12 protein-coding genes are annotated in these 13,022 nt (G+C 70.0%); 7 read left to right on the top strand and 5 right to left on the bottom strand.

The window, feature by feature from the left end:
- Positions 1–19: 19 nt before the first annotated feature.
- Entirely contained in the window at positions 20–1,075 is a 1,056-nt protein-coding gene (gene trpD / locus DEJ22_RS07760) for an anthranilate phosphoribosyltransferase (protein WP_111226054.1), read from the bottom strand.
- 70 nt (positions 1,076–1,145) lie between these two features.
- Between trpD and ctaE the strand changes: the two genes are divergently transcribed.
- From ctaE to DEJ22_RS07735, 5 genes are all read left to right on the top strand, one after another.
- On the top strand, positions 1,146–1,784 hold the full coding sequence (gene ctaE, locus DEJ22_RS07755) for an aa3-type cytochrome oxidase subunit III (RefSeq protein ID WP_058727853.1): 639 nt from the start codon (positions 1,146–1,148) through the stop codon (positions 1,782–1,784).
- Between the two features lie 21 nt (positions 1,785–1,805).
- A complete protein-coding gene (qcrC, locus tag DEJ22_RS07750; protein WP_111226053.1) occupies positions 1,806–2,612 on the top strand; it encodes a cytochrome bc1 complex diheme cytochrome c subunit in 807 nt (268 codons plus the stop codon).
- A gap of 33 nt (positions 2,613–2,645) precedes the next feature.
- Complete coding sequence (gene qcrA / locus DEJ22_RS07745) at positions 2,646–3,716, top strand: cytochrome bc1 complex Rieske iron-sulfur subunit (protein WP_111226052.1); 1,071 nt, start codon at positions 2,646–2,648, stop codon at positions 3,714–3,716.
- Positions 3,716–5,410: a cytochrome bc1 complex cytochrome b subunit gene (qcrB, locus tag DEJ22_RS07740; protein WP_111226051.1), complete on the top strand. Its 1,695-nt coding sequence runs from the start codon at positions 3,716–3,718 to the stop codon at positions 5,408–5,410. Before qcrA ends, qcrB begins: the two co-directional genes overlap by 1 nt.
- 188 nt (positions 5,411–5,598) lie before the next feature.
- Positions 5,599–6,558 carry a phosphodiesterase gene (locus tag DEJ22_RS07735; RefSeq protein WP_111226050.1) on the top strand — a complete coding sequence of 320 codons (960 nt, stop codon included), beginning with the start codon at positions 5,599–5,601 and terminating at the stop codon, positions 6,556–6,558.
- A gap of 227 nt (positions 6,559–6,785) precedes the next feature.
- Here the strand turns inward: DEJ22_RS07735 and DEJ22_RS07730 are convergent, their stop codons facing one another.
- The 4 genes from DEJ22_RS07730 to DEJ22_RS07715 all read right to left on the bottom strand — a co-directional run bounded on the left by DEJ22_RS07730 (position 6,786) and on the right by DEJ22_RS07715 (position 11,058).
- Complete coding sequence (locus DEJ22_RS07730; protein WP_111226049.1) at positions 6,786–8,339, bottom strand: stealth family protein; 1,554 nt, start codon at positions 8,337–8,339, stop codon at positions 6,786–6,788.
- Between the two features lie 153 nt (positions 8,340–8,492).
- Positions 8,493–8,945 (bottom strand): DUF6804 family protein, encoded by a 453-nt coding sequence (locus tag DEJ22_RS07725; RefSeq protein WP_258379522.1) that lies wholly within the window; start codon positions 8,943–8,945, stop codon positions 8,493–8,495.
- Complete coding sequence (locus tag DEJ22_RS07720; RefSeq protein WP_111226048.1) at positions 8,945–9,529, bottom strand: GDSL-type esterase/lipase family protein; 585 nt, start codon at positions 9,527–9,529, stop codon at positions 8,945–8,947. The genes DEJ22_RS07725 and DEJ22_RS07720 overlap by 1 nt, the downstream gene beginning before the upstream one ends.
- Positions 9,526–11,058 carry an SDR family oxidoreductase gene (locus DEJ22_RS07715; RefSeq protein ID WP_111226047.1) on the bottom strand — a complete coding sequence of 511 codons (1,533 nt, stop codon included), beginning with the start codon at positions 11,056–11,058 and terminating at the stop codon, positions 9,526–9,528. Before DEJ22_RS07715 ends, DEJ22_RS07720 begins: the two co-directional genes overlap by 4 nt.
- A gap of 93 nt (positions 11,059–11,151) precedes the next feature.
- On the opposite strand from DEJ22_RS07715, the gene deoC reads away from it, so the two are divergent.
- Together deoC and DEJ22_RS07705 are read left to right on the top strand one after the other, a co-directional pair.
- On the top strand, positions 11,152–11,862 hold the full coding sequence (gene deoC / locus DEJ22_RS07710) for a deoxyribose-phosphate aldolase (RefSeq protein WP_111226406.1): 711 nt from the start codon (positions 11,152–11,154) through the stop codon (positions 11,860–11,862).
- 116 nt (positions 11,863–11,978) lie between these two features.
- A complete protein-coding gene (locus DEJ22_RS07705) occupies positions 11,979–12,938 on the top strand; it encodes an ROK family protein (RefSeq protein ID WP_111226046.1) in 960 nt (319 codons plus the stop codon).
- Positions 12,939–13,022: the final 84 nt, after the last annotated feature.

Raw genomic sequence — 13,022 nt, 5'->3', positions numbered from 1 at the left:
CGTCTCGAGCGGCAGTGTGTCAGGCGGCGGGAGCGACGCCGACCCAGTCGGCGAGCTTCTGCGCCGCGGCACCGGAGTCGATCGCCTCGGCGGCCACCACGAGCTGCTCGCGGAAGCGCTGGAGGATCGGACGGTCCGCCTGCTCCGGGTCCTCGGCCAGGCGGAAGGACACCAGACCGGCGGCGGCGTTGAGCAGGACGATGTCGCGCACCGGGCCGGTCTCCCCCGCGAGCACACGGTGCACGACTCCGGCGTTGTGCTCGGGGTCCCCGCCGAGCAGGTCCTCCGTCCGCGCACGTGCGATGCCGAGGTCACGTGGATCGAGGTCGTGCTCGATCACGCGCCCGCCCGTGACCTCCCAGATGTGGGAGTGCCCGGTCGTGGTGAGCTCGTCGAGCCCGTCGTCGCCGCGGAACACCAGCGCCGTCGCGCCCCGCGTCTGGAACACGCCCGTGATGATCGGCACGAGGTCGAGCTGCGCCACGCCCACCGCGTTCGCCTCGCAGCGGGCCGGGTTCACGAGCGGCCCGAGGAAGTTGAACACCGTCGGCACACCGATCTCGCGGCGGACCGGAGCCGCATGCGCGAATCCCGGGTGGAACGCGCTCGCGAACGCGAACGTCAGACCGACACGCCGGAAGGTGTCCGCGACACGCGCGGCGTCCATGCCCAGGTCCAGTCCCAGCGCGGCGAGCACGTCGCTCGACCCGGACTTCGAGGAGCTCGCGCGGTTGCCGTGCTTGACGACCGGCACGCCCGCCGCCGCGATGACGATCGCGGCCATGGTCGACACGTTGACGGTGCCGACGACGTCCCCGCCGGTGCCCACGATGTCCAGCGCCATCGGGTCCACGTCGAGCGGCACGGCGGCGTCCAGGATCGCGTCGCGGAACCCGACGACCTCGTCCACGGTCTCGCCCTTCGCGCGCAGGGCGACCGCGAAGGCGGCGATCTGGGCGGCCGTCGCACGACCCTGGACGATCTCCTCCATGGCCCACGAGGACTGGCTGATCGACAGGTCCTCGTGCGCCATGAGCGCGCTGATCACCACGGGCCAGGAGAGTGTGAGCGACATGCCTCGATCGTACTGAGTTCGAACGACCCGCCAGTGTCCTGCGAAAACACTGTCAGTGGTTTCGGCCATAATGGAGGACGTGACTAGCACCCCTCTCTCCAGATCCGCCAGCGGTCCGGTCCTGAACAGGCCGAACGCCGTTGCCGTGGGGACGATCGTGTGGCTGGGCAGCGAGGTCATGTTCTTCGCCGGCCTGTTCGCGATCTACTTCACGCTGCGCAGCACCTCGCCCGAACTCTGGGCGACCGAGACCGCCAAGCTCGAGGTGCCGTTCGCCTCGGTGAACACGATCATCCTGGTGCTGTCCAGCTTCGCCTGCCAGTTCGCGGTGTTCGCCGCTGAGCGCTTCCAGGTGCACCGCACGAGCTGGAACCCCAAGGACTGGGGCATGACGGAGTGGTTCTTCGTCACGTACTGCATGGGCGCGATCTTCGTCTGCGGCCAGATCTTCGAGTACGCGAACCTCTGGCACGAGGGCGTGACGCTGTCGTCCAGCGCCTACGGTTCCGCCTTCTACATGACCACCGGCTTCCACGGCCTGCACGTCACGGGTGGTCTCATCGCCTTCCTCCTGACCCTCGGTCGTGGCTTCGCCGCGAAGAACTTCGGTCACAAGGAAGCGACCACCGCGATCGTCGTGTCGTACTACTGGCACTTCGTCGACGTCGTCTGGATCGGCCTCTTCGCCGTCATCTACCTTCTCAAGTAGGAACTGGATAGCCCCCACCGCATGTTCACCAGAAGCAAGTCCAAGAAGGGCCGCCGTTCCCCGATGGCGACCGTCTCGCTCATCGTCGTCGGTCTCATGACCACCGGCGGTGCGTACGCGCTGTTCAGTTCGACGGCCAACGCCGACGACAGCACCACCCCCGCGGTGTCCAGCCAGTCGCAGGTCAACGAGGGCGAGAAGCTCTTCGCCTCGAACTGCGCCACGTGCCACGGTCTCGACGCCCAGGGCACCGGCGAGGGCCCGTCCCTGGTCGGCGTCGGCGCTGCGTCGGTCGACTTCCAGGTCGGCACCGGCCGTATGCCGATGGCGGCCCAGGGGCCCCAGGCCGAGGAGAAGCCCGCCCAGTTCACGGACGAGCAGGTCGACGCGATGGGCGCCTACGTCGCCTCGCTCGGCCCCGGCCCGTCTGTCCCCTCGTCCGAGCTCACCGACGGCAAGAACGGTGACGCGGCCGAGGGTGCGGAGCTCTTCCGCATCAACTGCGCCATGTGCCACAACGTGGCCGGTGCGGGCGGCGCCCTGACCGAGGGCAAGTACGCCCCGAACCTGCAGACGGTCTCCGGCAAGCACATCTACGAGGCCATGGTCACTGGCCCGCAGAACATGCCGGTGTTCAACGACCTGAACCTCACGCCGGAGCAGAAGGCCGACATCATCACGTACCTCAAGTACGTGCAGGACAACAAGTCGCCCGGCGGCTTCGCACTCGGCTCCCTCGGCCCGGTGGCAGAGGGTCTGTTCATCTGGATCTTCGGTCTCGGCGCGGTCGTCGCGATGACCGTCTGGCTGACCGCGAAGTCCAACTGATCGTCCGTGTCGAACGACACTGAAGGGAACACCATGGCAGAGCACGACGACGAGGCACTGAACTCGTCCTCGGCTGTCGAGAAGCACGGCACGACCACCAGCACGCCGGCCGGTACCGCGGTCGTCCCCGCGGACCCGTTCGAGAACCCGGGCGAGCCGCCGCACCGCGCGCGCCGCACCGACGTCGACCCGAAGAAGCAGCGGCTCGCCGAGCGGCAGGTCGCCACGTTCTTCTACCTGTCCATCGTGGGCAGCGTCCTCGCGATCGCGGCGTACATCGCCTTCCCGATCGACCCCGAGGACTTCGGCACCGTCCGCGCCGGGAACCTCTGGCTCGGTCTCGCGATCGCCCTCGCGCTCCTCGCGCTCGGCCTCGGCGCCGTGTACTGGTCGAAGTCCCTCGTGGTCGACCGCGAGATCACCGAGATGCGTCACGGCACCCGTGGCACCGACGCGACCCGCGCCAAGGCGGTCGAGGCGTTCCAGCTGGCCGACAAGGAGTCCGGCTTCAGCCGTCGCAAGTTGATCCGCAACTCGATGATCGGTGCGCTGGCGGCCTTCCCGCTGCCGGGCATCGTCCTGGTCCGCGACCTCGCTCCGGCGGAGGACCCGAACGAACTGCTGCGGCACACCTTCTGGAAGTCCGGCCTGCGCCTGACGAAGGACCCGACCGGTCTGCCGATCAAGGCGTCCGACGTCACCATCGGCTCCGTGTTCCACGTCATCCCGGAAGGGATGCTGGAGTCCGAGCACATGCTCGAGGAGAAGGCCAAGGCCTCCGTCCTCCTGATGCGTCTCGACCCGAAGGACCTCAACCCCGCCAAGGGGCAGGAGGACTGGGGCTACGACGGCATCGTCGCCTACTCCAAGATCTGCACCCACGTCGGGTGCCCGGTCGCGCTCTACGAGCAGCAGACGCACCACCTGCTGTGCCCGTGCCACCAGTCGACGTTCGACGTCTCGAACAACTGCGAGGTCATCTTCGGCCCGGCTGCACGTCCCCTCCCCCAACTTCCGATCGCGATCGACGACGACGGCTACCTGGTCGCCAAGAGCGACTTCCACGAGCCGGTCGGACCGTCCTTCTGGGAGCGTGAACGCTGATGACCAGCACCACCACAACCAGCGCGCCGACGACGGCCACGCGGCCTGAGCCGACGCGCGGGTCCCGCCTCATCGGGGCCACCGCCAACTACATCGACGAGCGCACCAGCATCTCCGGTCTCGTGAAGGAGGTCGGACGCAAGATCTTCCCCGACCACTGGAGCTTCATGCTCGGTGAGGTCGCGCTCTACAGCTTCGTCGTCGTCCTGCTGTCCGGGACGTTCCTGACGTTCTTCTTCCAGGCCTCGATGACCGAGGTCGTCTACAACGGCTCGTACGTCCCGCTCAAGGGCGTCGAGATGTCGACGGCGCTGCAGTCCACGCTGAACATCTCGTTCGACATCCGCGGTGGCCTGTTCGTCCGACAGATCCACCACTGGGCCGCCCTGCTGTTCGTGGCCTCGGTCATGCTCCACATGGCGCGCGTCTTCTTCACCGGTGCCTTCCGCAAGCCGCGTGAGCTGAACTGGGTCTTCGGCTTCCTGCTGTGGGTCCTGGCCATGGCCGAGGGCTTCACCGGCTACTCGCTCCCCGACGACCTGCTCTCCGGCAACGGTCTCCGCATCATCGTCGGCATGATCGAGGGCGTCCCGGTGATCGGCGTCTGGATCGCCTACCTGCTGTTCGGCGGCGAGTTCCCGGGCACCGACATCGTCGGCCGTCTCTACACGTTGCACATCCTGCTGCTGCCGGCGATCCTCGTCGCGGTGCTCGGCGTCCACCTCGTGCTGGTCGTCATCAACAAGCACACGCAGTTCGCGGGTCCGGGCAAGACGAACGACAACGTCGTGGGCGTCCCGATCCTCCCGGCGTTCGCCGCGAAGGCCGGTGGCTTCTTCTTCATCGTCGCGGGCATCCTCGCCGTCATCGCGTCGCTGTTCACGATCAACCCGATCTGGAACTACGGCCCGTACGACCCGTCCCCCGTGTCCGCGGGTACCCAGCCCGACTGGTACATCGGCTTCGCCGACGGTGCGCTCCGCCTGGTGCCGCCGCACTGGGAGGTCGTGTGGTTCGGCTACACGGTGTCGTTCAACATCCTCGTGCCGATCGCCGTCCTCGTCGGTCTGATCGTGGCGATCCTCATGTACCCGTTCCTCGAGGCGTGGGTGACCGGCGACAAGCGTGAGCACCACCTGGCCGACCGTCCCCGCAACGCTCCGACCCGGACGGCGATCGGTGCCGCCGGCATCGTGCTCTACCTGAGCCTGATGTTCGCCGCGTCGTCCGACATCATCGCCACGCACTTCATGGTGTCGATCGAGCACGTGATCCACGTCATCCAGGCCACGACGGTCCTCGGCCCGTTCGTCGCCTTCTGGATCACGAAGCGCGTCTGCCTCGCACTGCAGAAGAAGGACCGCGAGATCGTGCTCCACGGCTACGAGTCGGGTCGCATCGTCCGCCTGCCGCACGGCGAGTACATCGAGGTGCACGAGCAGCTCGACGAGTACGAGCGCTGGAAGCTGCTGCAGTTCAACGAGTACAAGCCGCTGATGGTCCGTCCGGACGCCAAGGGCCGGATCACCGGGGTGCAGAAGCTCCGTGCCAACGTCTCCCGCTTCTTCTTCGAGGACCGCATCGCGCCGGTCACGAAGGCAGAGCTCGAGGCGGCGCACGCCGCGCACCACGGCCCGGAGCTGGAGGGTGACCACCAGGCCCAGGCGCCCGCGCTCGGCGCGAGCAACCACTAGCGAGCTGCCCCGCTCCTCGCTGGACACGAACGCCCCCGACCACGATGTGGTCGGGGGCGTTCTCGTCTTCCACGGTTCGCTCGGAGACTCCTTCCGATTCACGCGGCGTTCAGGCTTGCCTGCTGGACTCGTCAGAGACGGTGTGGCAACGTGTTGCACCACGCATCCGCCAACGGAACGAGAGACCGATGGACAGCCGGACGGCCGAACACCCCAGGCCGAACCACTTCCTCCTCCACCTCAGTGACACCCACCTCGTGGCTGGTGACGGTGCCCTGTACGGCGACGTCGACTCCGCGGCCCGGTTGTCGGCGATCATCGCCGACGTCGAGGCGTCGGGCACCCGCCCGGAAGCCATCGTCGTGACCGGCGACGTGGCCGACAAGGGCGAAGCAGGCGCGTACGTGCGGGTCCGCGACATCGTCGAGCCGGCCGCACGACGGATCGGTGCGCAGGTGATCTGGGCGATGGGCAACCACGACGAGCGCGGCGCGTTCCGGCAGGAGCTCTTCGGCCTCCACCCCACCGACCGGCCCGTCGACTTCGTCTACGACGTGAACGGGTTGCGCGTCATCACCCTCGACACCAGCGTGCCAGGCGCGCACCACGGCGAGGTCTCCCCCGCACAGCTGGACTGGCTCGCCGAGGTCCTGTCCGAGGCGGCGCCGCACGGAACCATCCTCGCGATGCACCACCCGCCGGTCCCGAGCGTCCAGGACCTCGCGGTGCTCGTGGAGCTGCGCGACCAGGCAGCCCTGGCCGAGGTCGTCGAGGGCTCCGACGTCATCTCGATCATCGCCGGACACCTGCACTACTCGACCAGCGCGGTCTTCGCGGGCGTCCCGGTGTCCGTCGCGAGTGCCACGTGCTACACGCAGGACCTGACCGAGTACCAGGGCGGGACGCGCGGCCAGGACGGTGCGCAGTCGTTCAACCTCGTGCACGTCTACGGCAACAACGTCGTGCACTCGGTCGTACCGATCGGTCACTACTCGACGGTGGGTGAGCCGGTCTCGTCCGAGCAGACCGAGGCCCGCCTGCGGGCGGCCGGGGTGACGATCTCCCCCGCGGTCGAACCGGCCCCGGTGACGGCGAGCATCCCGGTCTTCACGCTGGACACCGTGCCCGCCTCGCCCGTCCGTCGCTGAGCACCCGGCACCGTACCGGCGGCGGCCGTCCAGGTCGCAGGACGTGCGACAGGTCGGCGGTCAGGGAGCAGTGCGTGCTGTGCGCTGCCGTTCGGGTCCGGAGGCGTGCTGCCGAGCCCGGACCTGGGTCCGCGGGTCGCGCGACAGGGCCCGGACGGCACACGCGCGCTGTCGCGGGTGCCTGGTCTGCGAGCGGACGTGGTCCAGGTGGACCGCGCCCCCCAGGGCTACTGTGCGTCCTTCTCCCACGGGGCCGGGAACGGGAAGTACTTCTCGAGGAAGTCCGTCACGCGCCGGGTGCGCTCCTCGTCGGAGACCTCGGGGAAGCTGCCGTCGTTCAGGCAGAAGAAGTCGACGTTCCGCTTCTTGAGGAGTTCCTCGAGCGCCTTCAGCCCGGACTGCATCGTCGTGTCCACGTACCTGACCGGCGCGTTCTCCTGCACGATCGCCCGACCCGTCAGCAGTGCGTAGTAGTGGTACAGCGAGTTGGTCACGGAGATGTTGTCCGCCGCTCGGAAGCGCGACGCGGCCGTGGCCTGGAACTCCGCCGCGAACTCGTGCTCCATCTCGGTCATGATCGACGCACGCAGGGGCGTCGGCGCGTGTTCGAGGTGCCGGGTGGTGACAGCGCCGAACCGCTGCTGCAGCAGCCGCCGGTTCACCCGGGCGGAGTTCTCGAACCCGCTGCGCGCGGGGTTGTTCGAACCGAGTCCGATCCGGGTCGTCGCGAGGATGAACTTCGTCACTGAACCGGGGCTGAAGAACACCGACGGGTCGACCATCCGACCGAAGAACATGTCGTCGTTCGAGTAGATGAAGTGCTCGCTGATGCCCGGGATGTGGTGCAGCTGCGACTCGACGGCCTGCGAGTTGTGTGTCGGCAGCACGGACGGGTCGGCGAAGAACTCCTCGCTCCGGACGATCCGCACCTTCGGGTGGTCGGCGAGCCACGCCGGCGCCGGGGAGTCCGTGGCGATGTAGATCTGGCGGATCCAGGGCGCGAACGTGTGGACGGAGCGGAGCGCGTACTTGAGCTCGTCGATCTGCCGGAACCGGGCGGGAGCGTCGTCCCCCTCCCCCAGGACGGCGTTCGCCTGGGCGGCCTGTCGAGCGCGCTGGTACTCGATCGCGTTGCCGTCGACCCACGAGAAGACGATGTCGATCGGGAACCGGATGTCGGAGACGTGGTCGTCGAACATGTGCTCGACCGTGCGCCAGGTGCGACCGTAGCGCTCGATGTCGACGAGGACGAACTCGTCGATGGGCAGGCTGCGGCGCATCAGGGCGTTCTCGACGGGTGCGAGGACCTCGGTGTCGGTGACGCGCCAGAACTCGAGCTGCACGCTGGTCTCCGCGCCGTAGCGGAGCCGACCGAGGGGCTCCAGGCGCGGGCGGAACACGCGGAGCACCGGCTCGTCGGGCGATCCGAGGCCGTCGTCGAGCACCAGGACCGCCGGCTCGCCCGGCGGCTTCGCGTAGAACGGCTCGTTGGCCGCGGCCGCCATGATCGCGCTCTCCGCGCGCTGGCGGTCGCGTTCGTCGACGGCGATGACGGGGCGCTGGTCGTTGCCGCGGATGAGCAGGTGGTCGACGTCACCGGCGGTGAGCGCGTCGTCGAGGAACAGCAGGTCCTCGATCATGGACTGCTGGGGCGTGAGGTGCCCGTTGACCAGGGTCAGTCGTCCCTTGCGGACGACGACGTCGGGACGGTCGAGACCGCCGGAGGACGGTCGAGGGTTCAGCAGAGGACTCTCGGTCGCCGGCTCGGTCTCGTGGCTCATCCATGCCCTTCGGATCGGTGGTCGGGCCCCGTGCCCGCCGCTTGCGATCCTACCGTCCGCCGGGAGGCCCGGCTCGCGCGTGCGCGCAGGGGCGGGTCCGGCCCGCCGTCCTGCCGCGGCTCGTCCACGACGGCCGCGCTGCGGACACAGCGGCTACGGACGGGAGGCGCGGGTCTGCTCGGTCTCGCGCGGCACCTTCACGACGAGGCCGACGACGACGAAGAGGGCGGCCGCGAGGATCTGCAGCGCCGCCCACACCTCGCCGGGGATCGGCACGACGACCACGGGGTTCCAGCAGACCGCGATCGCGGCGACGAGCGCCGCCGCCCACCACGTCCGCCCTCGGACGGCGAAGACCAGGACGATGAGTGCGAGCACGGTGACGCCCCAGCGCGCGAAGACGAACGCCGGTGCGTCGACGATCGCCGTGCACGCGAGCAGCACGACCGCCGCGAGCAGCGACGGAGCGAGTGCGGGTCGGGTGAAGGGCGGGGTCGCCCCTGACCCCGCGCCCGGCGCGACCGGCGCCGACGGTCGCTGGTCGCTCGGCCGCGACGGCACGCCGTGCAGCGAGGACCCCGCCGGGGGCCGGCCCTTCCGGGCCATCAGGCGCCGGCCTCCTCGAGGTCGATCGCCTGGATGGGCCGGGACATCGGCGGCAGCCCGCGCAGGCGCTCGAGTGCCGGGAGGAGCTCGTCGACGACCGCACGGTAGCCGTCGGCGTTGAGGTGGAGCCCGTCCTCGGTGAAGCGCTCGGCCAGGTGGTCGCCCTCTGCGAGTGCCGGCCAGAGGTCGAGGTACTGGGCGTGGCACGTCGCGACGAACTGGCGGAGGTGCCGGTTCGCCTCCTCGATCTTGGCGCACCAGTCCGACTGGCGCGGGAGGATCGACACGAGCAGGAGCCGCACGCCCGGGAGCTCACGGCGGAGCGTGACGAGGATGGACTCGACCCCGCGCACCACGTGCTCGACGCTCGAGCGGTGGTTGCCGAAGTCGTTCGTGCCGATGAGCAGCACGATCACCTCGGGCTGCTCGGCGATGACGGCGTCGAGACGTGCCAGGACCCCGTCGGTCGTGTCACCGCCGACGCCCTGGTTGCTGGTGCGTTCGCCGGGGAGCCACTGGTCCCACGAGCCCTGCTCGGTGATGCTGTCGCCCAGGAACAGGACGCTGGGGTGTTCCGTGGTCATGCTGCCTCCTCGTGTGCCGGTTCCTCCCGGCCATTCTGCTGGGTCCAGTTCCGCCCCGTCGACTCGGTGTGCTGCGACTCGCGTTCGGCCGCGGCGGTGATCCGCTCGACCATGCCGGGGAAGATGATGCCGTGGAAGGGCAGGATGCCGTACCAGTACAGGCGGCCCGGCAGTCCCTGGGGGAAGTAGATCGCCCGCTGGTGGTAGTCGCTGCCACCGTCGTCGCTCGGGGTCACCCGCATCTCGAGCCATGCCCGCCCCGGGGACTTGAACTCCGCGCGGAGCCGGAGGTACCGGCCCCGCTCGAGCCGCTCGACGCGCCACCAGTCGAGCGCGTCGCCCTGTTCGAGACGGTGCGGGTCCCGGCGGCCCCGGTTGAGCCCCACACCGCCGGCGACCTTGTCCATCCAGCCGCGCGCGACCCAGGCGAGGGGGAAGGAGTACCACCCGTTCTCGCCGCCGATCGACTCGACCACCCGCCACACCTCCTCGGCGCTGGCCGAGGAGTGCCGCTTCCGGTCGTCGACGTAGACGGTGTGCCCGGCCCAGTCGGGGTCGCTCGGCAACGGGTCGGCCGGGGTCGACGAGATCGTGGCGCTGCGCCAGCTCGTCTCCACCTCGCCCGTGCGCATCTTCGCCAGGGCAAGCCGGACGGCGCGTCGGTACGACGTGAGACCGCCCTCGGGCCGCGGCACGTACTGGTCGATGTCGTGCTCGCGTTGCACGCACTCGAACTGCAGCGACTCGATGATCGGCGTCGCGAGCTTGCGCGGGATCGGCGTGACGATGTTGAACCAGTGCGCGGACAGCCCGGGCGTGAGCACCGGCAGCACGGTGAAGCGGCGCTGCGGGAGCTTCGCCTCGACCGCGTAGCCGTTGAGCATCTGCCCGTACTTGAGCACGTCCGGCCCACCGATGTCGAACGTGCGGTTGACGTCGGCGGGGATGTCGAGTGCCCGCACCAGGTAGTACAGGACGTCGCGGACGGCGATCGGCTGGATGCGGTTGCGCACCCACCGTGGTGCGGGCATCCAGGGCAGCACGTCGGTCACGTGGCGGATCATCTCGAACGAGGTGCTCCCCGAACCGATCACGACGCCCGCCTGGTACGCGACGGTCGGCACGCCGGACGCCAGCAGCACGTCGCCGACCTCCTTGCGGCTGCGGAGGTGCTTCGACAGCTCCCCGTCCGGGTGCAGTCCGCCCAGGTAGACGAACCGGCGCACCCCCGCGTCGCGGGCCTCTCGTGCCATCGTCTCCACGGCGTCGCGCTCCGCCTGCTCGAAGTCACCGTCGGCTCCCATGGCGTGGGCGAGGTAGTAGACCGCCTCGACGCCCTGCACGGCGGACCGCACCGCCTCCGCGTCCTGGAGGTCGCCCTCGGCGATCTCGACGTCGTCGTGCCAGGGGACGTCCTGCAGCTTCCGCGGGGTGCGGACGAAGACGCGGACGACGTGCCCGGCCTCGAGGAGGCGGGGGACGAGGCGTCCGCCGATGTACCCGGTCGCGCCGGTGACGAGGACCTGCATGCAGGGCACGGTACGCGCGTCGCCTCCGGGTAGGCTTGCCGCGTGGACAACGCATCGATCCCCGCCGACCAGAACGACCTCCGTCAGGCGCCCCTGGGTGCCGACGCCGTGCGGGCGCTCATCGACCACGCGATCCTCAAGCCCGAGCTCACGCGCGCCGACGTCGACGCCCAGCTCGACGAGGCCGCGGCCCACCGCGTCTTCAGCGTCTGCGTCCGCCCGAGCGACGTCCAGCACGCGGTCGAGCGTCTGCAGGGCACCGGGGTCGGCGTCGGTACGGTGATCGGCTTCCCGCACGGCACCACCACGACGGCCACCAAGGTCGCGGAGTCGCTCCAGGCCCTCGCCGACGGCGCCTTCGAGCTCGACATGGTGCAGAACGTCGGCGCAGCGCGGTCCGGCGACTGGGAGCGCGTCGAGCAGGACGTCCGCGCGGTCGTCGACGCGGCGGGCGACACCGTCGTCAAGGTCATCCTCGAGACGGCGTTCCTCACCGACGACGAGATCGTCGCGGCGTCCCGCGCCGCCCAGCGTGCCGGTGCCGCGTTCGTGAAGACCTCCACCGGGTTCGCCGGCGGCGGGGCGACCGTCGAGCACATCCGCCTCATGCGCGAGACCGTCGGACCGGGCACCGGGGTGAAGGCGTCCGGTGGTGTCCGTGGGCTCGACACGCTGCTCGGGATGGTCGAGGCCGGCGCCGACCGGATCGGCACGAGCGCCTCGGCCCGCATCCTCGACGAGCTCGCGCACCGAGCCGAGACGGGCGCCGCGTCCGCCCTCGGCGACGACACCACGTCGTACTGACCCACCCCCGTACCGACACCAGACCACCCGCCCCACCCGCCGGGGCCGGCACGCACCGACGCGAGGACGCGTCGGGAAGCCGTGACGAGCCTCCAGACCGCCGCATCGGAGCGCGCATGTCCAGCACCGCAGCACTGTCCTCCTCCCCCGCGCTCGCGCTGGCCGTCGATCTCGGCGGGACCAAGGTCGAAGCCGCCCTGGTGACCGACCAGGGCGTCGTCGTACCGGGCAGCCGCCACCGCAGCCCCACCGGACCCGAGCGTTCCTCGGACGAGCTGCAGGCGGCCGTCGACGAGGTCGTCACCGCGACGCTCGCGGCCCTGCCGGCAGACGCCACCCTGGTGGGTGTCGGGGTGGGTGCTGCCGGGCCGGTGGACGAGGATCACGGACTGGTGTCGCCCCTCAACATGCCGGTGTGGCGCGACTACCCGCTGCGCGACCGCGTCGCAGCCCTCGTTCCCGCAGGCGTCCCGGTGACCCTCCGCATGGACGGGCTCGCGATCACACTCGCCGAGCACTGGGTCGGCGCGGCCCAGGGCTCGGACCACGTGATGGGCATGATCGTCTCCACCGGTGTCGGTGGCGGGCTGATCCTGCACGGGCGGACGGTGAGCGGCCCGACCGGCAACGCCGGCCACATCGGTCACGTCGAGTGCGGTGGGTTCGACGACCCCTGCGCCTGTGGCGGGACCGGCTGCCTCGAGGCGATCGCGAGCGGCCCGAAGACGGTCGCCTGGGCGCAGCGCCAGGGCTTCGCCGGCACGACGGGCGAGGAGCTCTCGGCGGCCTACGCAGCGGGCGACGAGGTCGCCGTCGCCGCCGTGCGCCGGAGCGGCCGGGCGCTCGGACAGGCGATCGCAGCGGCGACGAGCCTGGTCGACCTCGAGGTCGTGGCCATCGGCGGTGGGTTCTCGCACGTCACCCCGGACCTGTTCGCGTTCGCCCGCGAGGCGGTGGCCGAGCGCGTCGAGTTCGGCTTCGTGACCAAGGTGCGGATCGTGCCGACGGGTCTGTCGCAGGACGGGCCGCTCATCGGCGCGGCTGCGCTCGTGCACCGTGCCGAGGTCCTGCGCTGAGCCCCTGCGCTGTGGTCCTGTGCTGATCGGCAGCGGCGCGGGCGGCCCGGTACTGCTCTCCACAGGGCCGACGCGGGGACCGTG

The organism is Curtobacterium sp. MCSS17_007 (assembly GCF_003234175.2).
Classification (GTDB): domain Bacteria; phylum Actinomycetota; class Actinomycetes; order Actinomycetales; family Microbacteriaceae; genus Curtobacterium.
This window is presented reverse-complemented; position numbering and strand designations above follow the sequence as displayed.

What these genes read in the sequence shown, in the direction of transcription:
- DEJ22_RS07720 (WP_111226048.1), bottom strand. Translation starts at nt 9,529, where the DNA reads ATGACCACGGAACACCCCAGCGTCCTGTTCCTGGGCGACAGCATCACC.
- DEJ22_RS07715 (WP_111226047.1), bottom strand. Translation starts at nt 11,058, where the DNA reads ATGCAGGTCCTCGTCACCGGCGCGACCGGGTACATCGGCGGACGCCTC.
- DEJ22_RS07735 (WP_111226050.1), top strand. Translation starts at nt 5,599, where the DNA reads ATGGACAGCCGGACGGCCGAACACCCCAGGCCGAACCACTTCCTCCTC.
- ctaE (WP_058727853.1), top strand. Translation starts at nt 1,146, where the DNA reads ATGGAGGACGTGACTAGCACCCCTCTCTCCAGATCCGCCAGCGGTCCG.
- qcrA (WP_111226052.1), top strand. Translation starts at nt 2,646, where the DNA reads ATGGCAGAGCACGACGACGAGGCACTGAACTCGTCCTCGGCTGTCGAG.
- qcrC (WP_111226053.1), top strand. Translation starts at nt 1,806, where the DNA reads ATGTTCACCAGAAGCAAGTCCAAGAAGGGCCGCCGTTCCCCGATGGCG.
- DEJ22_RS07730 (WP_111226049.1), bottom strand. Translation starts at nt 8,339, where the DNA reads ATGAGCCACGAGACCGAGCCGGCGACCGAGAGTCCTCTGCTGAACCCT.
- qcrB (WP_111226051.1), top strand. Translation starts at nt 3,716, where the DNA reads ATGACCAGCACCACCACAACCAGCGCGCCGACGACGGCCACGCGGCCT.
- trpD (WP_111226054.1), bottom strand. Translation starts at nt 1,075, where the DNA reads ATGTCGCTCACACTCTCCTGGCCCGTGGTGATCAGCGCGCTCATGGCG.
- DEJ22_RS07725 (WP_258379522.1), bottom strand. Translation starts at nt 8,945, where the DNA reads ATGGCCCGGAAGGGCCGGCCCCCGGCGGGGTCCTCGCTGCACGGCGTG.
- DEJ22_RS07705 (WP_111226046.1), top strand. Translation starts at nt 11,979, where the DNA reads ATGTCCAGCACCGCAGCACTGTCCTCCTCCCCCGCGCTCGCGCTGGCC.